General features: G+C 67.3%; 24 protein-coding genes. 18 read left to right on the top strand and 6 right to left on the bottom strand.

Translation table 11 applies throughout. The features are described 5' to 3' along the window. The first annotated feature begins 311 nt into the window (after positions 1 to 311). From AAG801_RS26560 to AAG801_RS26540, 5 genes are all read left to right on the top strand, one after another. The gene (locus AAG801_RS26560; protein WP_341891076.1) at positions 312 to 794 is read left to right on the top strand and encodes a rhodanese-like domain-containing protein; all 483 of its coding nucleotides are present in this window, start codon (positions 312 to 314) and stop codon (positions 792 to 794) included. Positions 795 to 832: 38 nt separating this feature from the next. Beyond that, positions 833 to 1,753, top strand: coding sequence for a serine O-acetyltransferase EpsC (gene epsC, locus AAG801_RS26555; protein ID WP_341891075.1), 921 nt, complete (start codon positions 833 to 835; stop codon positions 1,751 to 1,753). After that, a complete protein-coding gene (locus tag AAG801_RS26550) occupies positions 1,750 to 2,019 on the top strand; it encodes a helix-turn-helix transcriptional regulator (protein WP_099789595.1) in 270 nt (89 codons plus the stop codon). The genes epsC and AAG801_RS26550 overlap by 4 nt, the downstream gene beginning before the upstream one ends. 75 nt (positions 2,020 to 2,094) lie before the next feature. Next, the gene (locus AAG801_RS26545; protein WP_042579703.1) at positions 2,095 to 3,027 is read left to right on the top strand and encodes a family 2A encapsulin nanocompartment shell protein; all 933 of its coding nucleotides are present in this window, start codon (positions 2,095 to 2,097) and stop codon (positions 3,025 to 3,027) included. 6 nt (positions 3,028 to 3,033) lie between these two features. Beyond that, complete coding sequence (locus tag AAG801_RS26540) at positions 3,034 to 4,929, top strand: family 2A encapsulin nanocompartment cargo protein cysteine desulfurase (protein ID WP_341891074.1); 1,896 nt, start codon at positions 3,034 to 3,036, stop codon at positions 4,927 to 4,929. Positions 4,930 to 4,943: 14 nt separating this feature from the next. Here AAG801_RS26540 and AAG801_RS26535 read toward each other — a convergent pair whose 3' ends face one another. Beyond that, positions 4,944 to 5,912, bottom strand: coding sequence for a dienelactone hydrolase (locus tag AAG801_RS26535; RefSeq protein WP_341891073.1), 969 nt, complete (start codon positions 5,910 to 5,912; stop codon positions 4,944 to 4,946). 132 nt (positions 5,913 to 6,044) lie between these two features. On the opposite strand from AAG801_RS26535, the gene AAG801_RS26530 reads away from it, so the two are divergent. Beyond that, positions 6,045 to 7,403, top strand: a complete 1,359-nt coding sequence (locus tag AAG801_RS26530) for an NAD(P)/FAD-dependent oxidoreductase (RefSeq protein WP_341891072.1) — start codon at positions 6,045 to 6,047, stop codon at positions 7,401 to 7,403. Between the two features lie 31 nt (positions 7,404 to 7,434). Here AAG801_RS26530 and AAG801_RS26525 read toward each other — a convergent pair whose 3' ends face one another. From AAG801_RS26525 to AAG801_RS26510, 4 genes are all read right to left on the bottom strand, one after another. Then, complete coding sequence (locus AAG801_RS26525; RefSeq protein WP_341891071.1) at positions 7,435 to 8,136, bottom strand: aspartate/glutamate racemase family protein; 702 nt, start codon at positions 8,134 to 8,136, stop codon at positions 7,435 to 7,437. Between the two features lie 14 nt (positions 8,137 to 8,150). Next, entirely contained in the window at positions 8,151 to 9,083 is a 933-nt protein-coding gene (gene panE / locus AAG801_RS26520) for a 2-dehydropantoate 2-reductase (RefSeq protein WP_341891070.1), read from the bottom strand. Between the two features lie 65 nt (positions 9,084 to 9,148). Then, on the bottom strand, positions 9,149 to 10,375 hold the full coding sequence (solA, locus tag AAG801_RS26515) for an N-methyl-L-tryptophan oxidase (RefSeq protein ID WP_341891069.1): 1,227 nt from the start codon (positions 10,373 to 10,375) through the stop codon (positions 9,149 to 9,151). Positions 10,376 to 10,394: 19 nt separating this feature from the next. Beyond that, on the bottom strand, positions 10,395 to 11,303 hold the full coding sequence (locus AAG801_RS26510) for an aliphatic sulfonate ABC transporter substrate-binding protein (RefSeq protein ID WP_341891068.1): 909 nt from the start codon (positions 11,301 to 11,303) through the stop codon (positions 10,395 to 10,397). A 300-nt stretch (positions 11,304 to 11,603) separates the two neighbouring features. Between AAG801_RS26510 and AAG801_RS26505 the strand changes: the two genes are divergently transcribed. Genes AAG801_RS26505 through AAG801_RS26490 form a run of 4 tightly spaced genes read left to right on the top strand, consistent with a single transcriptional unit; the run spans position 11,604 to position 14,532 of the window. Beyond that, on the top strand, positions 11,604 to 12,446 hold the full coding sequence (locus tag AAG801_RS26505) for a transporter substrate-binding domain-containing protein (RefSeq protein WP_341891067.1): 843 nt from the start codon (positions 11,604 to 11,606) through the stop codon (positions 12,444 to 12,446). A 32-nt stretch (positions 12,447 to 12,478) separates the two neighbouring features. Continuing rightward, positions 12,479 to 13,195, top strand: coding sequence for an amino acid ABC transporter permease (locus tag AAG801_RS26500; RefSeq protein ID WP_341891066.1), 717 nt, complete (start codon positions 12,479 to 12,481; stop codon positions 13,193 to 13,195). After that, complete coding sequence (locus tag AAG801_RS26495; protein WP_341891065.1) at positions 13,192 to 13,926, top strand: amino acid ABC transporter permease; 735 nt, start codon at positions 13,192 to 13,194, stop codon at positions 13,924 to 13,926. The genes AAG801_RS26500 and AAG801_RS26495 overlap by 4 nt, the downstream gene beginning before the upstream one ends. A gap of 48 nt (positions 13,927 to 13,974) precedes the next feature. Continuing rightward, positions 13,975 to 14,532, top strand: a complete 558-nt coding sequence (locus AAG801_RS26490; RefSeq protein ID WP_099789566.1) for an NAD(P)H-dependent oxidoreductase — start codon at positions 13,975 to 13,977, stop codon at positions 14,530 to 14,532. Between the two features lie 66 nt (positions 14,533 to 14,598). Here AAG801_RS26490 and AAG801_RS26485 read toward each other — a convergent pair whose 3' ends face one another. Further along, positions 14,599 to 15,246: an FMN-dependent NADH-azoreductase gene (locus AAG801_RS26485; RefSeq protein ID WP_341891064.1), complete on the bottom strand. Its 648-nt coding sequence runs from the start codon at positions 15,244 to 15,246 to the stop codon at positions 14,599 to 14,601. A gap of 135 nt (positions 15,247 to 15,381) precedes the next feature. Here AAG801_RS26485 and AAG801_RS26480 point away from each other — a divergent pair, with 135 nt between their 5' ends. The 8 genes from AAG801_RS26480 to AAG801_RS26445 all read left to right on the top strand — a co-directional run bounded on the left by AAG801_RS26480 (position 15,382) and on the right by AAG801_RS26445 (position 22,108). Further along, a complete protein-coding gene (locus AAG801_RS26480; RefSeq protein WP_341891063.1) occupies positions 15,382 to 16,296 on the top strand; it encodes a LysR family transcriptional regulator in 915 nt (304 codons plus the stop codon). A gap of 149 nt (positions 16,297 to 16,445) precedes the next feature. Continuing rightward, positions 16,446 to 17,087, top strand: a complete 642-nt coding sequence (locus tag AAG801_RS26475) for a peroxiredoxin (RefSeq protein WP_341891062.1) — start codon at positions 16,446 to 16,448, stop codon at positions 17,085 to 17,087. A 22-nt stretch (positions 17,088 to 17,109) separates the two neighbouring features. Continuing rightward, positions 17,110 to 17,685 carry an alpha/beta hydrolase gene (locus tag AAG801_RS26470; protein WP_192196854.1) on the top strand — a complete coding sequence of 192 codons (576 nt, stop codon included), beginning with the start codon at positions 17,110 to 17,112 and terminating at the stop codon, positions 17,683 to 17,685. Further along, a complete protein-coding gene (locus AAG801_RS26465) occupies positions 17,682 to 18,698 on the top strand; it encodes a sulfate ABC transporter substrate-binding protein (RefSeq protein WP_341891061.1) in 1,017 nt (338 codons plus the stop codon). Before AAG801_RS26470 ends, AAG801_RS26465 begins: the two co-directional genes overlap by 4 nt. Further along, the gene (gene cysT, locus AAG801_RS26460) at positions 18,699 to 19,586 is read left to right on the top strand and encodes a sulfate ABC transporter permease subunit CysT (protein WP_341891060.1); all 888 of its coding nucleotides are present in this window, start codon (positions 18,699 to 18,701) and stop codon (positions 19,584 to 19,586) included. A 1-nt stretch (position 19,587) separates the two neighbouring features. Continuing rightward, a complete protein-coding gene (gene cysW / locus AAG801_RS26455) occupies positions 19,588 to 20,490 on the top strand; it encodes a sulfate ABC transporter permease subunit CysW (RefSeq protein ID WP_341891059.1) in 903 nt (300 codons plus the stop codon). 20 nt (positions 20,491 to 20,510) lie between these two features. Further along, a complete protein-coding gene (locus AAG801_RS26450; RefSeq protein ID WP_101491750.1) occupies positions 20,511 to 21,608 on the top strand; it encodes a sulfate ABC transporter ATP-binding protein in 1,098 nt (365 codons plus the stop codon). Continuing rightward, entirely contained in the window at positions 21,605 to 22,108 is a 504-nt protein-coding gene (locus AAG801_RS26445; protein ID WP_341891058.1) for a disulfide bond formation protein B, read from the top strand. Before AAG801_RS26450 ends, AAG801_RS26445 begins: the two co-directional genes overlap by 4 nt. Positions 22,109 to 22,134 lie beyond the last annotated feature (26 nt).

Genomic DNA, 22,134 nt, shown 5'->3' with positions numbered 1-22,134 from the left:
AGTGTCCTGCGCCCGCTGAGCGCTGTCGTTGTGCGGGTCGATCAACAGCCGCACTGCCCAACGCTCACGTCGATGGGGTGCCTTGCGCAGCGAAATCAACGGGGAGGCCGCAGGCCGGAGGACATTCGCGGAGCAAGGTACCCCGTCGGCGGGAGCGCGCCCTGAAGCACCCAGCCCCCGCACTCCATAGATCACAAGGTTGTTAAGAATCGACTTTTGAGTCGTTTGACCTTCGTCGTTGCACTCCTACAGTGGTGGTTATCGCCATCAAGGAAGATGGAATGACCAACGTACAACAGGAGTCGAACCGTATGTCCGTGGAAGTTGAAGATGTCATCGCCTTGCCGCCCGCCCTCGAACAGGCCAAGGCACAAGCCGCCGAAGCCGGCTGGCCCTATGCCGGCGGCGTGACGCCCCCCGTGGCCTGGCAGCTGGTGCAGAACGGGCAGGCCGTGCTCGTCGACGTGCGCTCCGGTGAAGAGCGCAAGTTCGTCGGCCATGTGCCCGAGAGCCTGCACGTGGCGTGGGCCACAGGCACCGCGCTCACCCGCAACCCGCGTTTCGTGCGCGAACTCGAAGCCAAGCTGGCCAAGGACGGCGGCAAGGAGGCCGTGGTGCTGCTGCTGTGCCGCAGCGGCAAGCGTTCCGCACTGGCGGCTGAGGCTGCCGCCAAGGCGGGTTTCACGCAGGTGTTCAACGTGCTCGAAGGCTTTGAGGGCGAGATCGATGCGCGACAACACCGCGGCGGTTCCGACGGTTGGCGCTTTCATGGCCTGCCGTGGGCGCAGGACTGAATCCGAAAAACGCAGACACACAGGGGAGGAAAAAACACATGGCTCAATTCGAAGTGAGCGACATCGTGCGCGCACTGCACGAGGTGCGCGACGAGTGGCGCGATTCGCAGCGCCGTTCGCGCGAGCCCGGTGCGCGCGAGTTTCCGTCGCGCGATGCGCTGACGCAGATCGTTGAATCGCTCAAGGGCGCCCTGTTTCCGATGCGGCTCGGCCCGCCGGACCTGCGCCACGAGAGCGAAGATTTCTATGTCGGCCACACGCTCGATGCTGCCTTGCAGGCGCTGCTGGTACAGGCCCGGCTTGAGCTGAACTTCAACGCACGGTTGGCACCGCGCCCGGCGAGCGAGATCGATGCGTCGGCCACCGAGGCGGTGCGCCAGTTCGCGAACGCGTTGCCGGGCCTGCGCCGGCTGCTCGACAGCGACGTGCTCGCGGCCTACCAGGGCGACCCCGCCGCGCGCAGTGTCGACGAGGTGCTGCTGTGCTATCCGGGCGTGCTCGCGATGATCCATCACCGCCTCGCGCACCGGCTCTACGAGCTCGACCTGCCATTGCTCGCGCGCATCGTGGCCGAGCTGGCGCATGCGCAGACCGGCATCGACATCCACCCGGGCGCGACGATCGACGCGGGCTTCTTCATGGACCACGGCACGGGCGTCGTGATTGGCGAGACGGCCGTCATCGGCAAGCGCGTGCGCCTGTACCAGGCCGTCACGCTCGGTGCCAAGCGCTTCCCGACCGACGCCGAAGGCAACCTGCAGAAGGGCTTGCCGCGGCACCCGGTGGTGGAGGACGACGTGGTCATCTACGCGGGCGCGACCATTTTGGGCCGCGTGACCTTGGGCAAGGGCGCGGTCATCGGCGGCAACGTGTGGATCACCGACGACGTGAAGCCCGGCGCCAGCGTCACGCAGGCCAGCCTGCAGAACAACAGCGCACCGAAGGCGGGCAGCGTATGAAAGCCTTCGTCGAAGACTTCGGCGTCACTGTGCGCCAGCTGCGTGAAGGGCAGGGCTGGTCGCAGGAGCAGCTGGCCGAGCGTTCCGATCTGAACCGCTCGTACGTGGGAGAGATCGAGCGCGGACGCGTGATCCCGTCGATCGTCACGGCGCAGAAGTTGGCCACCGCGCTGGGCATCAACATCGTCAACCTGCTCGCACGTTGCGAGCAACTGGAACAGTCGCGCCTTGCACGGCGGATCAACTTGGCGGCTATAGCCTGTTGAGGGGAAACCCGTGGTCCCCGGACACTGGGGACCACAGTGTTTTCTTCTTTCTCTCAACCCACGGAGCCTTGATCCATGAGTGCAACAGTCGGTGGTACCACCGCCCTTGGCGACAACGCCGCCCGCCAGCTAGCCAACGCCACCAAGACCGTTCCCCAGCTCGAGACCATCAGCCCGCGCTGGCTGACGCACCTGCTGCAGTGGGTGCCGGTGGAGGCGGGCATCTACCGCGTCAACAAGGTCAAGAACCCCGAGTCGATCAAGGTCACGTGCACCTCGCGTGAAGAAGAGAACCAGCTGCCGCGCACCTTTGTCGACTACGAAGAGAACCCGCGCGAGCACTACCTGAATGCCGTGAGCACCGTGCTCGACGTGCACACCCGCATCTCCGACCTGTACAGCAGCCCACACGACCAGATCAAGGAGCAGCTGCGCCTCACGATCGAGACGATCAAGGAGAACCAGGAGAGCGAGCTCATCAACAACCCCGACTACGGCCTGCTGGCGCAGGTGAGCGAAGAGCAGCGCATCTTTCCGCTGACCGGCGCGCCCACGCCCGATGACCTGGACGAGCTGCTGACCAAGGTGTGGAAAGAGCCTGCGTTCTTCCTCACGCACCCGCTGGCCATTGCCGCCTTCGGCCGCGAAGCCACGCGCCGCGGCACGCCGCCGCCGACCGTGAGCCTGTTCGGTTCGCAGTTCATCACCTGGCGCGGCATTCCGCTGATTCCGTCGAACAAGGTGCCGGTGGCCGACGGCAAGAGCAAGATCCTGCTGCTGCGCGTGGGCGACAAACGCCAGGGCGTGGTCGGCCTGTTCCAGCCGGGCCTGTCGGGCGAGCAGAGCCCGGGGCTGTCGGTGCGCTTCATGGGTATCAACAACCATGCGATCGCGTCGTACCTGATCTCGCTGTACTGCTCGCTCGCGGTACTGACCACCGACGCGCTGGCCGTGCTCGACGACGTCGAGATCGGCAAGTACCACGACTATCCCGACACCTACAAGTAAGCCGCGGTGAGCAGCACACCCCCGATCCCGGGCGAGGCGCCGTTCGACCCGGCAGTTCTCGCGCGCATGGCGAGCGCCATGTTCTCCGCGCCGCCGGGCGCGCAGTTTCCCGCCAACATCGCACCGCCGGGCTCGCCGCTGGTGAGTCCCGCAGGCTTCGGGCCGAGCGTGCCGGGCACGCCGATTCCGCAGGGGCAGATTCCGGGCGCCAATGTGCTGCCCGCATCGCCGACCCAGTTGCCCTCGCTCGCGAACCGCGCGCCTGCCTTGCTGCCGCATGCGGTGGCGGGCAATGGTGTGCCGGACAACGTGTTGTCCGTGGCGCCGGCCTTCGAGCCGCGCTCGGGCGGTGTGGTGCAGGGCGTGCCGCAGCAGGTGGGGGCGCCTGCGTCGCCGCAGGCAGCGTCAGCCTCGCCGTTCTATTTCCTGAACCACAGCTACGGGCATCCGGTGGCTGGTGCCAGCGATGGCTTTGCGATCCATGATCCGTTCGCGGGTCTTGCCGCGCCGACGGCACAGCCTGCGTTGCCGCCAAGCCCGCCTTCGGCGCCAGTCGGACGCGACGCGCAGTTCTATTTCGTCGATGCGGTGCGTCTGCCCAGCGGCTTCGTCACACCAGCCAAGCCCGATCCGCGCGGCCCCGATGCCGTACCGCTCGCCGGCACCGGCCAGCATCCCCCGTTCGACGTGCATGCCGTGCGCCGCGACTTCCCGATCCTGCAGGAGCGCGTGAACGGCAAGCAGCTCGTGTGGTTCGACAACGCGGCCACCACGCACAAGCCGCAGTCGGTCATCGACCGCATCGCGTACTTCTACGCACACGAGAACTCGAACATCCACCGTGCGGCGCATGAGCTGGCCGCGCGCGCAACCGATGCCTACGAAGGCGCACGGGAGCGCGTGCGCAAGTTCATCAACGCCCCCGAAGTCGAAGAGGTGATCTTCGTGCGCGGCACCACCGAGGCCATCAACCTCGTGGCCAAGAGCTGGGGCGGCCAGCACGTGGGCGAGGGCGACGAGATCATCGTGTCGAACCTGGAGCACCACGCCAACATCGTGCCGTGGCAGCAGCTCGCCGCCGCCAAGGGCGCGAAGCTGCGCGTGATCCCGGTGGACGATTCGGGCCAGGTGCTGCTCGACGAGTACCACAAGCTGCTGAACGACCGCACGAAGATCGTCGCGGTCACGCAGGTCTCGAATGCGCTGGGCACCGTGGTGCCGGTGAAGGAGATCGTCGAGCTGGCGCACCGCGCGGGCGCGAAGGCGCTGGTCGATGGGGCGCAGTCGGTCTCGCACATGCGCGTCGACGTGCAGGACATCGGCGCCGATTTCTTCGTGTTCTCCGGCCACAAGGTGTTCGGCCCGACCGGCATCGGCGTGGTGTGGGGCAAGCGCGAGGTGCTCGAAAACATGCCCCCGTGGCAGGGCGGCGGCAACATGATTGCCGACGTGACCTTCGAGAAGACCGTGTTCCAGCCGATCCCGAACAAGTTCGAGGCCGGCACCGGCAACATCGCCGATGCCGTGGGCTTGGGCGCGGCGATCGACTACGTCAACAAGGTCGGCATCGAGAACATCGCGCGCTATGAACACGACCTGCTGGTGTACGGCATGGCGCAACTGGGTGCGATTCCCGGCGTGCGGCTGATCGGCACGGCGGCCGACAAGGCGAGCGTGATGTCCTTCGTGCTTGACGGCCACACCACCGAAGAGGTGGGCCACGCGCTCAACGACGAAGGCATCGCAGTGCGCACGGGGCACCACTGCGCGCAGCCGATCCTGCGGCGCTTCGGCGTCGAGACGACGGTGCGGCCTTCGCTGGCGTTCTACAACACCTTCGACGAGATCGATCGGCTGGTGACGGTGGTGCGGCAGCTTGCCGGCCAGCGGCGCACGCGCTGAGGTCAGGCCACAGGTCAGGGCTTCGATGCCAGGTGCTGCCTGAAGAAGGCGAGCACCTTGGCATTGAAGTCGGCGTGGAAGGCTACGCGGTCGAAGCCGCCGGCGTCGCTGCAGATCTCCGGCAAGGCCTTGGCCATGGCGGGCGCGCAGGGCGCCAGGAACGCGAAGTGCGCGGTGTTCGCGGGCACGTACCAGTCCGGCGTTGGAGGCAGGTTGCGGCGGACCGCTTCGACGTCGTCCAGCGTGACCCCGTCGCCACCGCGCGCGGAGGCCCAGAGCTGGACGGGCACCTTGACCTGCTTCAACCCTTCGGCATCGAAGAAGCTCAACGGATCGACGATCACCGCCGCCTTGATGCGCGCATCGCGCACCGGGGGCGCAGGCAGTTCCTGGCGCTGGATCTGGCCGCAGAACGGAATCTTCGAGGTCGGCGTGCAAAAGCGCAGGCCGAGCTTGAAGTCGGGCACCGCGCCCGTTGCCACAAGGCCGGTGTAGCCGCCGCGGGAGAAGCCGAAGAAGCCGACCTTTTCCGCGGCGATCTTCGTGCGTCCGGGCCATGCGTTGAGCATGTGATCCGTCAGCCGCCGCATGTCGACAGGCCGCGCGGCAAATGTCGAGAGATGGCCCCGGCGTTCCATGTCCTGGAAGTTGTCGTTCGGGTGGTTGATGGCGGCGATCACGAAACCCGCATCGGCCAGCGCCGCCGCCGTGTCGTGGTGCCCGAGGAACGAACCGCCCGAGCCATGCGACATCAGCACCAGCGGCAGGCCCGTGCCGGCGATGGGGCAGTCCTTGGTGGCCGAAATCGCGATCAGGCCGAACGCGATCTCGCTGGGCGCTGTCTCGCAAGGCGTCCACACCGCGCCGCGCAAGGCCGGCCCGTCCTTGTCGGCCGGCACCTCGATGAAGCTGAAGCCCGCGGCATGGCTCCATGCGGCAGACAGGCAGAGGGCGGCGAGCAGGGCAAGGCGATGCAAGGTCATGGCGCGCAAGGGTTCGAGGGCAGAAAAGGCCGCCAGTGTGCCGCCTCCCGGCCCGTGCCGCCAGCCCGTTTTGCGTCGTGCGATGCGGGCGCGCTATGCTCTGTCGCTGTCCATCACGCTGCTTGTCCTTGCATGTCCCAGCCTCAGGTTTCTTCTTCCGACGCTCCCTCTGTCAATGAGTCTTGCGACGTGTTCGTGATCGGCGGCGGCCCCGCCGGCTCGACCGTCGCGGCGCTGCTGGCGCAGCAGGGCCGTCAGGTGGTGCTGGTCGAGAAAGAGCACCACCCGCGTTTTCACATCGGCGAATCGCTCTTGCCCGCGAACGTCGAGCTGTTCGACATGCTCGGCGTGCGCGACCAGGTCGAGAAGATCGGCATGCCGAAGTTCGGCATCGAGTTCGTCTCGCCCGAGCATGAGCACCGCAGCTACGTGGAGTTCGGCGAAGGCTGGGACAAGTCGCTCGACTCTGCCTGGCAGGTGCGCCGCTCCGAACTCGACGAGCTGTTGTTCCGCAACGCCGCCACGCGCGGCGCACAGACCTTCGAAGGCTGCAAGGTGCGAGACGTGGCTTTCGACGCCGACGGCGCGACCGTGCAGGCCGTGATGGACGACGGCGCCAAGCGCAGCTGGCGTGCCCGCTTCGTGATCGACGCCACGGGCCGCGACACGTTGCTGGCCAACAAATTCCGTTGCAAGCAGAAGAACCCCGCCCACAACAGCACCGCGCTGTTCGGCCACTTCACCAACGCCGAGCGGCTCGAGGGCAAGAAGGAAGGCAACATCAGCATCTGCTGGTTCGCGCACGGCTGGTTCTGGTTCATTCCGCTGGCCGACGGCACGACCAGCGTGGGCGCGGTGTGCTGGCCCTACTACCTGAAGACGCGCGACAAGCCGCTGAAGGACTTCTTCTACGACACCATCGCGCTGTGCCCCGTGCTGGCCGACCGCCTGAAGGGCGCCACGCTGGTCGACGACGCGGTGCACGCCACCGGCAACTTCTCGTACTCGAGCACGCACGCCACGGGCGACAACTATCTGCTGCTGGGCGACGCCTTCACCTTCATCGACCCGATGTTCTCTTCGGGCGTGTACCTGGCGATGCACAGCGCCTTCGACGGCGCCGAACTGGTGGCCACCGCGCTCGACCAGCCGGCCGAGCTGGCCCGCGCGCGCGAAGGCTTCGAAGCCATGATGCGCAAGGGCCCGCGCGAGTACTCGTGGTTCATCTACCGCGTGACCAACCCGACCATCCGCGACATGTTCATGTACCCCGGCAACCCGTTCCGGGTGAAGGAAGCGCTGATGTCGCTGCTGGCCGGCGACATCTACAAGGGCACGCCGATGTGGGGCGCGCTGCGCATGTTCAAGGTGCTGTACTACGGCATTTCCCTGGCCAACTTCCGCCGCACCATGGCGGGGTGGAAGCAGCACCGCTTCAACATCCGCGACATGGGGGCGTTGAAGGGGGAGACGATCCAGAAGTCGGATTAGGCGACCCGAGGGGCGGGCTCCTGCTGCAGGGCTACCAGCCCGACATGCCGGTACTGCCGGATGCCCAGGCCTTGCTCGAAGCGCGCAGTGTCGCCACCGCATGCGCCACCCCCAACTGCGGACTGCTGAGTACATCGACCCCCAAATCCGCCAGCAACCCCGTCACCGGCGCCATCGACGCCTGCGCCAGCACGATCACGTCGGTGCCATCGGCCGCGGCGCGGATCGATTCGGCCAGCGTGGCCACGTAGCGCGCGGTGTCGCCCGACTGGAAATGCACCCAGGCGTCTTCGACCAGCAGCGTGCTGGCGCGGATGCCGACACCGGCCTGCCGCGCCGCTGAAAGCACGAGCGACAACGTTGGGTCGATGGTGCTTTCGACGGCGCCGACGATCAGCACGCGCGGGCCGTTGCGCACGGCGCGGTCGGCCATGGCGCGGTCGATGCGCAGGGCGGCAAAGGCGCCGCCGGTCGCGGTTTTCTCGGCAATGCCGCCGATGGTCGAGCAGGTGCAGACGACCACAGAGGCGCCGTCCGAGGCGGCGTCGCGCATGGCCTCGTGCACGCGCGTCACCAGGCCGGCGTGGTCGACGCCCAGCGTGCGCGCGTCGGCCAGCAGCTCTTCCATCACCAGATGCTGCACGCGCAACTCGGGCGCGATCTCGCGGGCCAGGCCGCCGAAGGTCTGCACATGCACCTCGGCTGTGTGGAGGAAGGCGAGCGTGTCGGTCATGGCGTGGCTGTCGTTCAACCGGCCTCGCGGGCGCGCCGGAATTCGTAGGCCTTGAGGTGCACGTACGCCGTGCGCAGCACCGATGGCGTGGGCGACGCGCTGCGCGGTGCGCGGGCCAGCAGGTCGCCCAGGATGTGGTCGGCCTCGACGCGTGCGCCGCGGGCCATGTCCTTGTACATCGAGGCGGTCATGGGCGAACCGGCGGTCGTGACCACCGCGCGGCCGCGCGTGAGGGCGCCGGGGCGTGGGGCGAAGCCGTTGTGGGCGGCGATGGCGCAGCACTCGTCGAAGATCGCAAGTGCCACGTCTTCGCCGCCTGCGGCCACGATGTCGCCGATGGAGGAATGCATCAGGCTCGTGAGGCCCGCGGCCGAGGCAATGAAGACCCACTTCTCCCACATGTCCTGCGCGATGGTTTCGCTCGCGGTGGCGGCGAAGTTCGCGCCGGCGAACTGGGACGCGATCGCGTCGATGCGCGGCGAGCGGCCACCGGCGCGCTCGCCGTAGCTCAGGCTGTGCATGTCGTTCAGGTGCAGCACGCGGCCTTCGTCGTCGAGCGTGGCGGAGATCATGCACAGGCCGCCGAGCACGCGCGCCTCGCCGAAGCGCGCGACCAGCCGGTCGATGTGGCCGAGGCCGTTGAGCAGCGGAAGGATGACGGTGTCGGGCCCGACGGCGGGCGCGAACGAGTCCATGGTCGCGTCGAGGTCGTAGGCCTTGCAGCCGACCACGACCACGTCGTAGGGGCCATCGATCTGCTGGGCCAGCACGTGCTTGGGCGTCGGCAGGTCGAGGTCGCCGCAGGGGCTGCGCACGACGAGGCCGGTCGTGGCCAGCTGGGCCGCGCGGCCGGGACGCAGAAGAAAGGTCACATCGCGGCCCGCTGCGAGCAGGCGCCCGCCGAAGTAACCACCGAGTGCACCGGCACCCACCATCAGGAATCGCATCGCGCGCTGCCTCCGAAGAAACTGAAGATCGGAAGCGATGATGCCCCGGATCGCGCGCGGGCGCCTCAGGGGTGTTGCGAGGCCACCAGCCGTTCGCGGGCAAAGGCGCGCAGGTCGAGGCCGTGCGCGCTCTCGCGGCCCAGCACACGGTCGGCGATGGCGTCACCCAGCCCCGCCGAGTGCTTGAAGCCGTGGCCGGAGCAGGCCGAGACGATCAGCACATTCGGCAGGCCGTCGAGTGCGTCGATCACGAAGCGGCGGTCGGGCGTGACGGTGTACATGCAGGCGCGGGCCTTGAGCGCCTGGCCTTTGATCTGCGGAAAGCGACCGGCGACGCGGTCGCGGTACATGGTGGCGGTTTCGTCGGCGCTCACGTCGCGCTCGAGGGTGTCGGGCGTGGTGGCGTCGACGTACTGCTCGGTGGCGACCTTCAGCGCGGGCTGCGATGCGTCGGAGGCCGGAAAGCCGTACATGTAGTCTTCCTGCGCGTCGCCGAACATCCAGATGAAGATCGGAAAACGCCCCGGCGTGAAGTCGGCCGCGGCGGCGGGGCCGGTGTCGAACCAGTGCATCACCTGCCGGTGCACGGAGAAGTCGGCCTGCCAGTCGGTGCGTGCCTGCCGGCCGAGGAACTCGGGCAGCCACGCACCGGCCGCAACCACCACCTGGTCGGCGGTGAAGCTCGCGGTTTCGGTGCGCACGCGCACGGTGTCGCCGTTGCCCACGGGCTCGACGCTCAGCACGCGCTCGCCGGTGCGGGTCTGTGCGCCGTCGGCGCGGGCCACGGCGAGCTGGGCGGCGATGGCGTCTTCAGGCCGCACGAAGCCGGCGTCGCGTTCGAGGTAGCCGATCTCGTCGCCCTGCAGGTGGAACTGCGGGTAGCGCGCGCGAATGCCGGCCGCGTCGAGCACCTCGTGCGAAATGTCGAAGCGCTCGGCGCAGGCGATGGTGCGGCGCACGAAGTCGGACTTGCCGTGGTGCGCGGCCACGCGGTCGCGCGGCGCGAGGACGAGGCCGCCGGTGGTGGTCATCAGCGTGCGGTCGGTGCGCGCCTCGAGCTCGCGCCAGATGGCGTGCGAGCGGTGCACCAGTGGCACGTACTCGTCGCCTTCGCCGACGGCCAGCCGCGTGATGCGCGAATCGCCGTGCGAGGAGCCGCGGTCGTGCGGCGGCGCGAACTGGTCGATGCCGAGCACGCGCGCGCCGCGTTGCGAGAGCTGGTAGAGGGTGGCCGCGCCGAGGGCGCCCAGGCCGATGACGATGGCGTCGTAATGAGAGAGGGAACGGGTCACGGGGCGAGAGGTGTCGTCGTCACACAAGGTTCAGGTCGAGAAAAGCATCCTTCACCGCGATGGGCTGGGGAATGAGCTTCAGCTGCGCGAACACGTCGGCCAGGCCCTGCTGCTCGCGGGCGATGGCGGGCGTGAGCGCCACGACGCCATAGTGCCGCCGTTCGGTCGCCAGCGCCAGCACCTTGGGCTCGACCTTGAGCTGCGGCGCGAGCGTGGCCACCACGTCGCCGGGGTGGGCCTGTGCCCAGTCGTTGGCCTTGCGCAGTTCAGCGAACACGGTGCGCAGCGTGTCGGCGTTGGTGCGCGCGAAGCCGGGCTGCGCGAAGTGGTAGGTGCGGTTGCCGCTCAGGCCGGTGCCGTCGAACAGCAGGCGCGACTCGGTCGCCACCTGCGCGCCGGCCAGGAACGGGTCCCACAGGCCGATGGCCGCGACGCTGCCCGACTGGTAGGCGGCGACGGTGTCGGAGGCCGTGACGATGTAGACCGGATCGATGTCTTCATAGCGCAGGCCGGCCGCTTCGAGCGCGCGGATCAGCACGTACTGCGTGTTGTAGCCGCGACCGGTGACAACCTTCTTGCCCTTGAGGTCGCGCACGCTGCGGATCGGCGAGTCGCGCGGCACCAGGAAGCCGACGCCGCCGGGGTAGGGGCTTTCGGCCGCGAGGTAGACCAGGCCCTTGCCGCTGGCCTGCTGGAACACGCCGATGCCGTCGGAGGCATGGCCGAAGTCGATGGCGCCGGCCGCCAGCGCTTCCGACAGCTGGCTGCCGCCGAGGAACTCGCGCCACTCGACGTTCACGCCGGCCGGTGCCAGCGCCTTCTCGAGCTGGCCCGTGCCCTTGAGGATGTTGAGCGTGTTGAACTTCTGGTAGCCGATGCGCAGGGTGCGGGCGCGCGTCTGGGCGAACAGCGGGGCGGAGGCGGCCACGGCCGCAGCGCCGACGCCAGCGCGAAGCAGAAGGCGCCGGGAGACGGCGGGCGAGGAAGAGGTCGGGAAGTGCATGAGAAGAGCAGAGCCGCGTCGCGCGGCAGAGAAGAAAAAAGCAGTCAGTCGGAAGGCAGAGGCTGGCCACTCTAGGGATCGACGCTGTCTCGCGCCACGAAGCTTTTGTCATTTGTTCATGCGCAACTCGTCGCTGCATATGCAAGCGGAAATTGCTTCGTTGGCGCCGTGCGTAGCGCTGCCTAGAGTCGCGCTCTCTTTTTCCATTTCAAGCGAAGCGCAGGCATGACCCGCAACACCCACTCTTTCACCGTGACCAGCCTGGCCCTGGCCCTTGGCGCCTTCACCACCCTGGGCAACATCGCCTGGGCCGACAAGCTCGACGACATCCGCAAGGCCGGCGTGCTGCGCGTCGCCGCGTTCGACGGCAACCCGCCCTTCGGCTACATCGACCCGGCCAGCAAGAAGCAGGTGGGCCACGACATCGACCTGGCCACCGAGTTCGCAAAAAGCCTGGGCGTGAAGATCGAGCTGGTGCCAACCAACCCGGCCAACCGCATTCCGCTGCTCACCTCGGGCAAGGCGGACGTGGTGTTCGCCAGCTTCACCATCACCGACGAGCGCGCCAAGGCCGTCGACTTCACCACGCCGTACTTCCTGGTCGGCCAGCAGTTCTTGGCGAAGAAGGGCGTGCTGAAGGAAGCCGCGCAGATCAAGGACATCCGCATCGGCACCGAGAAGGGCACGACGATGGAATCGAACCTGCGCAAGAACTACCCCGACGCGAAGGTCGTGCTCTACGACGATTCGCCGTTTGCACTGGCCGCGCTGCGCAACGGCAACGTGCAGGCCATCACCAACGACGGCGTGAAGCTCACGGCGCAGTGGAACGCGATTCCCGACAAGGAGAAGTACGAAATTCCGGCGATCACGGTGTCGAAGGAATACCTCGGCGCGGCCGTGGCCAAGGGCGAGACGCGCCTGCTCGAAACGCTCAACGCCTGGCTGGTCGACAGCGAGAAGAACGGGCGCGTCGTGGCGATCTACGACACCTGGTTCGGCCCCAGCAGCAAGGCGCCGCTGCCACGCCTGCTGAAGATCGGCGACCAGCGCGTGGCTGCCAACTGACCGGCAGGATCGATCACCGGACCGATGCGGCCTTGACCGATTTCCTGCGCGAGCACCTGCTCGCGCCCCGTTACCTCGGCTGGCTGTTCGACGGCTGGCTCGTGACCGTGGGGGCCTCGCTGCTGGTGGCGGCGGGCGCGACGCTGCTGGGCATTGCCGTGGCAGCGGGGCGCTCGTCGAGCCGGCCGGCGTGGCTGCGCGCGAGCGGCGCGTACGTCTCGCTGTTTCGCAACACGCCGCTGCTGGTGCAGCTCTTCTTCTGGTACTTCGGCGCGCCCAGCGTGCTGCCCGAGGCACTGCGCGAAGGGCTGCTGGCGGGGCGCTTCATTTCCTTCGAACTCCTGTCGGCGCTGTTCGGGCTCACGCTGTATGCGGCGGCCTATGTGGGTGAGGACATCCGCTCGGGCATCCGCGGCGTGCCCGTGGGGCAGACGCTGGCGGCGCAGGCGCTGGGCTTCACGCGCGCGCAGGTGCTGGCGCAGGTGGTGCTGCCGCAGGCGCTGCGCATCGCGTTGCCGCCGCTGCTGGGGCAGTACATGAACATCGTCAAGAACACCTCGCTCGCGATGGCCGTGGGGCTGGTCGAGCTGTCGTACGCCTCGCGCCAGGTCGAGGCGGAAACCTTCAAGACCTTCCAGGCCTTCGGCGTGGCGACGCTGCTCTACATCGTGACCATCGGCGTGATCGAGCTGCTGGCTGCGTGGGCTGCGCGCCGGCAATCGCAGGTGCCAGGGAGGGCTGCCGCATGACCGATGCGCTGCACACGCTGTGGGACAGCCTGCCGTACCTGCTGTGGGGCGCCTTTCCGCAAGGCGAGCTGGGCGGCGCGGCGCTCACGGTGCTGCTGAGCTCCGGCTCGGGCATCGCCTCGGCGGTGCTCGGGTTGGCGTGGGGCATCGGGCTGGCTATGGCGCGGGGTTGGCTGAAGCGGGCGCTGACGCTGGGGCTGGCCTTCCTGCGTGCGATCCCGGTGCTGATGCTGATCTTCTGGACCTACTTCCTGCTGCCGTTCGCGCTGGGCGTGAGCGTGCCGGGCGTGCTGTCGGTGATGTGTGCCCTGTCGCTGGTGGGCGGCGCCTACCTGGCGCATGCGGTGCACGCGGGCATCCGCGGCATCGGTGCGGGGCAGTGGGCAGCAGGGCTGTCGCTCGGGCTCACGCGCTGGGGCACGCTGCGCCACGTCGTGCTGCCGCAGGCGCTGCGGATGATGCTGCCGTCGTTCATCAACCAGTGGGTCACGCTCGTGAAGGACAGCTCGCTGGCGTACGTGGTGGGCGTGGGCGAGCTGTCGTTCGTGGCCTCGCAGGTGAATGCGCGCACCATGGTCTATCCGGCGGAGATCTTCATGCTCGTGGGCGCGATCTACTGGCTGCTGTGCACCGGGCTCGACCGGCTGGCCCACGGGGTCGTGCGCCGCGCGCAGGCGAGCGCGCCGGTGGTCATGAACTTTTCTGGAAAAGGTCTTGAGCGCTTCGCATAATCGTCCCGGTCATTCCGACAGCCTTTCTCATTTCAAGGAGTTCCACCCATGGCACAGACCCGGATCGCCGTCATCGTCGGCAGCCTGCGCAAGGATTCGTTCAACCACAAGCTCGCTCTGGCGCTGGCGCACCTGGCGCCGTCGGACTTCACCTTCGAGACCCTGCGCATCGACGATCTGCCGCTGTACAACCAGGACGACGACGGCAACCAGGCGGCTCCGGTGAAGCGCCTCAAGAGCGAAGTTGCCGCCGCGCAGGGCGTGCTGTTCGTCACGCCCGAATACAACCGCTCGATTCCCGGCGTGCTGAAGAACGCCATCGACCACGCCTCGCGCCCCTACGGTCAGAGCGTGTGGGCCGGCAAGCCGACCGGCGTGCTCGGCATCTCGGTGGGCGCCATCGGCACCGCGCTGGCGCAGCAGCACCTGCGCAACATCCTGGCCTACCTCGACGCGCCCACGATGGGCGGCCCCGAGGTGTTCCTGCAGGCCAAGGAAGGCCTGTTCGACGACAAGGGCCACATCGGCAACGAAGGCACGCAGAAATTCCTGCAAGGCTGGATGGACAAGTACGTGGCCTGGGTCAAGGCCCACGCTGCAGCCTGAACGCAGGCAAGCGCCCATGAAAAAGCCGCCCCGTGGGGCGGCTTTTTCGTTCCGGTGGCGGAAGACTCAGGCGGCTTGCGCAACGGTCTTCTGGTTCGCGGCTTCGGCCGTGGCCACGAGGATGTCGGCGCGGGCGGCGGTCAGTGCCGCGGCCTTGGGTGCGTCACCCATCGCGATGCCTTCGGCGCGCACGAAGCGCACGTCGGTGATGCCGAAGAAGCCGAAGATCACCTTCAGGTAGCTCTCCTGGTGTTCCGCGGCCTGACCGCCTTCGGAGGTCGAGTAGATGCCGCCGCGGCTCGACGCCACGATGATGGTCTTGCCACCGGCCAGGCCCACGGCGCCCTTGTCGGTGTACTTGAAGGTGCGGCCGACTTGCGCGAGGCGGTCGATCCAGGCCTTGAGCTGGGTCGGGATGGTGAAGTTGTACAGCGGGGCGCCGATCACGACGACGTCGGCGGCCAGGAACTGGGTCACCAGCTTTTCCGACAGGGCGTTCTCGCGCAGCTGCGCTTCGGTCGGCTGGGCCTGCACGCCGGTCTTGATGCCGAGGGCGTCGGCGCTGAAGTGCGAGGGCGCGTCCACGGCGAGGTCGAGGTATTCGACCTGGGTATTGGGGTGGGCGGCGCGCCAGGCGGCGACGGTTTCGGCGGTCAGTTGGCGCGAGGTGGAGCCGGCGGCCAGGATGCTGGAGTCGATGTGGAGCAGCTTCATGTCAGTCAATCACTTTCTGTGCAAGGTGTCGGCGCTGAGAAGTGGCCGGCGTTGGGAGAATTCTATTTTTGATGCGAGTGATTGATAAGTAGCCAAAATTTGATCAGATCGTTCTGTTTGCAGGACAATGAGGTGATGCAAGACCTCAACGACATGGTTTTCTTCGCCGAGGTGGCCGAACGGGGCGGCTTTGCCGCTGCCAGCCGGGCGCTGGGCATTCCCAAATCGCGCCTGTCGCGCCGCGTGGCCGAGCTCGAGGAGCGGCTGGGCGTGCAGCTGATGCAGCGCAGCACGCGGCGCCTGTCGCTCACGCCGGCCGGCGAGATCTATCTGCGCCATGCCTCGGCGATGCGCGACGCAGCGCAGGCGGCGGCCGAGGCGGTGGCGCAGGTGCAGACCGAGCCGAGCGGGCTGGTCCGGCTGACCTGCCCGGTCACCATCTCGCACAGCGGGCTGGCGCAGCTGATTCCGCTGTTCATGGCGCGCTACCCGGCGGTGCGCGTCGACATCCGGGTCATCAACCGGCCGGTGGACCTGATCGAGGAGGGCATCGACATCGCGCTGCGCGTGCGCCCGGCCATCGAGGACAGCACCGTGCTCGTGGCCAAGACCTTCGGCCACAGCCGCGGCGTGCTGGTCGCGAGCCCGGCGCTGCTGGCGGAACACGGGCCGATCGAGGCACCCGCCGATCTCGCGAAGCTGCCGACCGCGGCCATGTCGGTCAACGGGGAAGGGCGCGCCGAATGGCGGCTCGAAGGCCCGGAGGGCCGCAGCCACCTGCATGTGCACACGCCGCGCTACGTGGCCGACGACCTCGCCACGCTGCAGTTCGGCGCGCTGGGCGGCGTCGGCGCGACGCTGCTGCCCGACTACATGTGCAGCGCCGACGTCGAGGCGGGCCGGCTGGTGCGGGTGCTGCCCGGCTGGGGGCCGTCGCCCGTGGTGGCGCACATGGTGTTTCCGGCGCGGCGGGCGTTGGTGCCGGCGGTGCGGCGGTTGATCGATTTCCTGTCCGAGCACCTGCAAAGCGAGCAGATGCGGATGTTCTAAGGCCAGATTGCTATCTAAAAGATAGCGTCACGCCAGGGCTTCGCAAGTTCTATATGCGAAAAACGTCATATCCAAACAAACAGATATTCGTTTGCCATTGAAGCAGCGGTTCGCACAATCCAGGGCTTCACCCCCTTCTTGGAGCGACCATGGCAACCCTGCGACTCGGCGACACCGCCCCCAATTTCACCCAGGACTCCAGCGCAGGCCCGATCGACTTCTACCAGTGGGCCGGCGATTCGTGGATCGTGTTCTTCTCGCACCCGGCCGATTTCACGCCCGTGTGCACCACCGAACTCGGCAAGACGGCGGCGCTGTCGGGCGAGTTCGCCAAGCGCGGCGTGAAGCCCATCGCGCTGAGCGTCGACCCGGCCACCAAGCACAAGGAGTGGATCTCGGACATCAACGAGACGCAGAACACCACCGTCAACTTCCCGATCATTGCGGACGCCGACCGCAAGGTGGCCGACCTGTACGACCTGATCCACCCGAACGCGTCAGCCACGGCCACCGTTCGCAGCGTGTTCATCATCGATCCGAAGAAGGTGATCCGCACCACCATCACCTACCCGGCATCGACCGGCCGCAACTTTGACGAGATCCTGCGCGTGATCGACTCGCTGCAGCTCACCGACAGCCACAAGGTCGCCACGCCCGTGAACTGGAAAGACGGCGACGACGTCGTCATCGTGCCGAGCATTCAGGACCCGGCCGAGCTGGCCGAGCGCTTCCCCAAGGGCTTCAAGGCCGTCAAGCCTTACCTGCGGATCACGCCGCAGCCCAACAAGTAAGAAGCACAGGCGGCACCCGCACATGCAGACACGCGTGGTTATCGTGCCCGGCTGGCGCGACTCCGGGCCCGGCCATTGGCAGAGCCTGTGGGAAGAGCGCATTCCGGGCGCGGCGCGGGTGGTGCAGGACGACTGGGCCTCGCCCAAGCGCGACGCCTGGGTGCCCGCGCTGGCCAAGCTCGTGCTCGAAAGCGAAGGCCCCGTGGTCATCGCGGCGCACAGCCTGGGCTGCATCGCCACGGCGCACCTGCCGCCCGAGGCTGCCGCCCGCATCCAGGGTGCGCTGCTGGTGGCGCCGGCCGACCCGGAGCGCCGCGCGGTGCTGTCCGACTTCGCGCCCGTGCCGTATGCGGCGCTGCCGTACCGCAGCATCGTGGTGGCGAGCAGCAACGATCCTTATTGCCCCATTCGCCTGGCCGGCGCCTACTCGCGCGCCTGGGGCAGCGAGTTCGTGCGCATGCAGAATGCGGGGCACATCAACATCGATTCGGGGCACGGAGACTGGCCGCTCGGCCTGGCCCTGCTGCAATCGTTGACCGACGAACCCGCCGCCTGGTCGGCCGGTCGTGAATTTTCAGACAACCTGGCAACCACATGACTTCCAGAATCAAGACCCTCGTCGCCGTGCTCGCGCTGGCGTCCTCCGCACTCGCCGGCAACACTGCCTTTGCCCAAGGCACGGGCCTGCTGAACGCCTCGTACGACGTGGCGCGCGAGTTCTACAAGGACTACAACGCGGCCTTCGTGGCGAACTACAAGAAGACGACGGGCAAGGACGTCAAGATCGACCAGTCGCATGGCGGCTCCAGCGCCCAGGCGCGCGCCGTGGCCGACGGCCTCGACGCCGATGTGGTCACCATGAACACCTCGACCGACATCGACTTCCTGGCCGGCACCGGCGTGGTCGCCAAGGACTGGAACAAGAAGTTCCCCGAGAACGCATCGCCCACCACCTCGACCATGCTGCTGCTGGTGCGCAACGGCAACCCCAAGGGCATCAAGGACTGGGACGACCTGATCAAGCCGGGCGTGCAGGTCGTGATCGTCAACCCCAAGACCGGCGGCAACGGCCGCTACGCCTACCTGGCTGCCTGGGGCTACATCAAGAAGAAGGGCGGCACCGACGCCCAGGCTGCCGAGTTCGTCGGCAAGCTGTTCAAGAACGTGCCGGTGCTGGCACGCGGCGGCCGCGACGCGACCACCGCCTTCCTGCAACGCAACATCGGCGACGCGCTGATCACCTTCGAATCCGAAGTGGTCTCGATCGACCGTGAATTCGGCACCGGCAAGGTCGACTCGGTGTACCCGTCGATCTCCATCGTGGCCGAGAACCCGGTGGCCATCGTCGAGCGCACCGTCAAGAAGAAGGGCACGGGCGACCTTGCCAAGGCCTACCTCGACTGGCTGTACTCCGAAGAAGCGCAGGAAATCGCCGCCAAGCATGCGCTGCGTCCGCGTTCGCAGACCGTGCTCAAGAAGTACGCTTCGACCTTCAAGCCGCTGCAGCTGTTCACGGTGCAGGAACTGTTTGGCAGCCTGAGCGAAGCGCAGAAGGTGCACTTCAACGACGGCGGTCAGTTCGACAAGCTGTACACCCCTGGCGCGAAGTAAATGAGCGGCGCTGCTTCTTCGGCGCTCCCGGCAGCGGGAGCGCCTTTTTCACGTGCCAACCGGGCAGGGGGCGCCAAGCGCGTGCTGCCCGGTTTCCACATCACGCTCGGCTTCACGGTCTTCTATCTGTGCCTGATCGTGCTGATCCCGCTGTCGGCGCTGGTCTTCAAGACCTTCACGATGACCTGGGAGCACTTCTGGGTGTCGGTGACCTCGCCGCGCGTGATGGCCTCGTACCGCCTGACCTTCGGCGCCTCGCTGATCGCCGCCATGGTGAACGCGGTGTTCGGCCTGCTCGTAGCCTGGGTGCTGGTGCGCTACAAGTTTCCGGGCAAGCGCATCGTCGATGCGCTGGTCGACCTGCCGTTCGCACTGCCCACGGCGGTGGCCGGCATCTCGCTCACGGCGCTGCTCGCGGGCAACGGCTGGGTCGGGCAGCTGCTCGAGCCGTACGGCATCAAGCTGGCGTTCACGCCGGCGGGCATCGTGATTGCGCTGATCTTCATCGGGCTGCCGTTCGTGGTGCGCACGGTGCAGCCGGTGCTCGAAGACACCGAGAAAGAGCTCGAAGAAGCCGCGACCTCGCTGGGTGCCACGCGCCTGCAGACCTTCACCCGGGTGATCTTCCCGGCGATTGCGCCGGCATTGCTCACAGGCTTTGCCATGGCCTTCGCACGTGCCATCGGCGAGTACGGCTCGGTGATCTTCATCGCCGGCAACATGCCGATGATTTCCGAGATCACGCCGCTCATCATCATCGGCAAGCTGGAGCAGTACGACTACACGGGCGCCACCGCGGTCGCGCTGGTGATGCTGGTGCTGTCGTTCATCCTGCTGCTGATCATCAACGGCCTGCAAGCCTGGCAGCGCAAGCGCGCGGGGGCATGACATGAGCGCACCTTCCAAAATCATCCGCCGCGCGCAAGCCGGCACCACCGAGTCGGCCTGGGTCCGCTGGACGCTGATCGGCATCGCCCTCGTGTTCATGTTCCTGTTCCTCGTGCTGCCGCTGGCGGCCGTGGCGGTCGAGGCGCTGCGCAAGGGCCTCGGCGCCTACCTCGAGGCGCTGAAGGAACCCGATGCGTGGAGCGCCATCCGCCTCACGCTCATCACCGCCGCCATTGCGGTGCCGATGAACCTCGTGTTCGGCGTGGCCGCGGCCTGGGCCATCGCCAAGTTCGAGTTCCGTGGCAAGGCCTTTCTGACCACGCTGATCGACCTGCCGTTCGCGGTGTCGCCGGTGGTGGCGGGCCTGATCTACGTGCTGGTGTTCGGCGCGCAGGGCTGGTTCGGCCCGTGGCTCGCGGAGCACGACATCAAGATCATTTTTGCCGTGCCCGGCATCGTGCTGGCCACCGTGTTCGTGACCTTTCCCTTCATTGCGCGCGAACTCATTCCGCTGATGCAGGCGCAGGGCACCGACGAAGAGCAGGCCGCCATCGTGCTCGGCGCGACCGGCTGGCAGACCTTCTGGCGCGTGACCTTGCCCAACATCAAGTGGGGCCTGCTGTACGGCGTGATTCTGTGCAATGCACGCGCCATGGGCGAGTTCGGCGCGGTGTCGGTGGTGTCGGGCCACATCCGCGGCCAGACCAACACGATGCCGCTGCACGTCGAGGTGCTCTACAACGAATACCAGTCGGTGGCCGCCTTTGCCGTGGCCTCGCTGCTGGCGATCCTGGCGCTGGTCACCCTGGTGATCAAGTCGGTCATCGAGTGGCGCCATGAGCGCGAAATGAAAGCCATCGCCGAGCTGCCGCCCGAGCGTCCCCCCGAGCCTTCGGCGGCCTGAGAAGACGAGAGAACAAGACCATGAGCATCGAAATCCGCAACATCAGCAAGCAGTTCGGCGACTTCCGGGCGCTGAACAACGTGAACCTCGACGTCGAGTCGGGTGAACTGGTCGCGCTGCTCGGCCCTTCGGGCTGCGGCAAGACCACGCTGCTGCGCATCATCGCGGGCCTGGAAACGGCCGACACGGGCAGCATCCATTTCTCGGGCGAAGACACGACCGACGTGCACGTGCGCGAACGCCAGGTCGGCTTCGTGTTCCAGCACTACGCGCTGTTCCGCCACATGACCGTGTTCGAGAACGTGGCCTTCGGCCTGCGCGTGAAACCGCGCAAGGAGCGCCCGAGCGACGCGCAGATCAAGCAGAAGGTGACCGACCTGCTCAAGCTGGTGCAGCTCGACTGGCTGGCCGACCGCTACCCGTCGCAGCTGTCCGGCGGCCAGCGCCAGCGCATCGCGCTGGCCCGCGCGCTGGCGGTGGAGCCCAAGGTGCTGCTGCTCGACGAACCCTTCGGCGCGCTCGATGCCAAGGTGCGCAAGGAACTGCGTCGCTGGCTGCGCCGGCTGCACGACGAACTGCACGTCACCTCGATCTTCGTCACGCACGACCAGGAAGAAGCGCTCGAAGTGGCCGACCGCGTGGTGGTCATCAACAAGGGCCGCATCGAGCAGGTCGGCTCGCCGCAGGACGTGTGGGACAAGCCCGCGAGCCCGTTCGTCTACGGTTTCCTGGGCGACGTGAACCTGTTCCACGGCCGGGCCGACAACGGCGCCGTGCAACTTGACGGCATGCGCATCGACTCGCCCGAGCACAGCACCGCGCGCGACGCGAAGGCACTGGCCTACGTGCGCCCGCACGACCTGGACGTGACCCGCTATGTGGCGGGCGCCACCGGCATCGTCGCCACGCTGTCGCGTGCGATTGTGGTCGGACCGATCGCGCGGCTGGAACTTGAGCCCACCGAAACGAATCCAGATAATCCGGGCTCCGGAACCATCATCGAAGCGCAACTCCCTGCGCAACAGTTCCGCGACCTGGGCTTGAAGGAAGGCGACACCGTTGTCGCCAACCCCCGCAAGGCCAGGGTGTTCGTAGAAGAAGATTGGGTATCTCCTTGATCCATTGGTACTTCGGCGCGCCGCGCCGCGCGCTCGGGCTGATCTGCCTGGCCTGTGTCCTGATGCTGGCCTTCGGGCTGTATCTGCAACATGTGGTCGGACTCGAACCCTGTCCCATGTGCATCGTGCAGCGCTATGCGCTGATGCTGGTGGCGCTCTTCACCGGCCTGGCGGCGCTGTTCAACAGCCGCGGCCTGCAGGTGACGGGCGGGGTGCTGGCACTGGCGGCGGCGGTGGGCGGTGCCTACACGGCGGCGCAGCAGAGCTGGCTGCAGTGGTATCCGCCCGAAGTCGTTTCGTGCGGGCGTGACCTGTACGGAATGATCGAGACCTTCCCGCTCAAGCGCGCGCTGCCCATGATCTTCCGCGGCGGCGGCGACTGTTCCAAGATCGACTGGTCGCTGTTCGGCTTGACGCTGGCGAACTGGTCGTTCATTGCGTTCACGGTGCTGGCGCTGTTGCTCCTCACCTTGCTGCTGCGTGGGCGTACTGCGCGCTGAGTTCTTTTTCAGTAGTTCCTGCGGCG

The sequence above is a fragment of the Variovorax sp. YR752 genome (genome assembly GCF_943372545.1).
This window is presented reverse-complemented; position numbering and strand designations above follow the sequence as displayed.

Coding starts and splice junctions, on each gene's coding strand:
- AAG801_RS26485 (WP_341891064.1), bottom strand. CDS start 15,246: ATGAAGCTGCTCCACATCGACTCCAGCATCCTGGCCGCCGGCTCCACC.
- cysT (WP_341891060.1), top strand. CDS start 18,699: ATGAGCGGCGCTGCTTCTTCGGCGCTCCCGGCAGCGGGAGCGCCTTTT.
- AAG801_RS26470 (WP_192196854.1), top strand. CDS start 17,110: ATGCAGACACGCGTGGTTATCGTGCCCGGCTGGCGCGACTCCGGGCCC.
- AAG801_RS26530 (WP_341891072.1), top strand. CDS start 6,045: ATGTCCCAGCCTCAGGTTTCTTCTTCCGACGCTCCCTCTGTCAATGAG.
- cysW (WP_341891059.1), top strand. CDS start 19,588: ATGAGCGCACCTTCCAAAATCATCCGCCGCGCGCAAGCCGGCACCACC.
- AAG801_RS26475 (WP_341891062.1), top strand. CDS start 16,446: ATGGCAACCCTGCGACTCGGCGACACCGCCCCCAATTTCACCCAGGAC.
- AAG801_RS26550 (WP_099789595.1), top strand. CDS start 1,750: ATGAAAGCCTTCGTCGAAGACTTCGGCGTCACTGTGCGCCAGCTGCGT.
- AAG801_RS26490 (WP_099789566.1), top strand. CDS start 13,975: ATGGCACAGACCCGGATCGCCGTCATCGTCGGCAGCCTGCGCAAGGAT.
- panE (WP_341891070.1), bottom strand. CDS start 9,083: ATGCGATTCCTGATGGTGGGTGCCGGTGCACTCGGTGGTTACTTCGGC.
- AAG801_RS26545 (WP_042579703.1), top strand. CDS start 2,095: ATGAGTGCAACAGTCGGTGGTACCACCGCCCTTGGCGACAACGCCGCC.
- AAG801_RS26495 (WP_341891065.1), top strand. CDS start 13,192: ATGACCGATGCGCTGCACACGCTGTGGGACAGCCTGCCGTACCTGCTG.
- AAG801_RS26505 (WP_341891067.1), top strand. CDS start 11,604: ATGACCCGCAACACCCACTCTTTCACCGTGACCAGCCTGGCCCTGGCC.
- AAG801_RS26525 (WP_341891071.1), bottom strand. CDS start 8,136: ATGACCGACACGCTCGCCTTCCTCCACACAGCCGAGGTGCATGTGCAG.
- epsC (WP_341891075.1), top strand. CDS start 833: ATGGCTCAATTCGAAGTGAGCGACATCGTGCGCGCACTGCACGAGGTG.
- AAG801_RS26560 (WP_341891076.1), top strand. CDS start 312: ATGTCCGTGGAAGTTGAAGATGTCATCGCCTTGCCGCCCGCCCTCGAA.
- AAG801_RS26480 (WP_341891063.1), top strand. CDS start 15,382: ATGCAAGACCTCAACGACATGGTTTTCTTCGCCGAGGTGGCCGAACGG.
- AAG801_RS26450 (WP_101491750.1), top strand. CDS start 20,511: ATGAGCATCGAAATCCGCAACATCAGCAAGCAGTTCGGCGACTTCCGG.
- AAG801_RS26535 (WP_341891073.1), bottom strand. CDS start 5,912: ATGACCTTGCATCGCCTTGCCCTGCTCGCCGCCCTCTGCCTGTCTGCC.
- AAG801_RS26465 (WP_341891061.1), top strand. CDS start 17,682: ATGACTTCCAGAATCAAGACCCTCGTCGCCGTGCTCGCGCTGGCGTCC.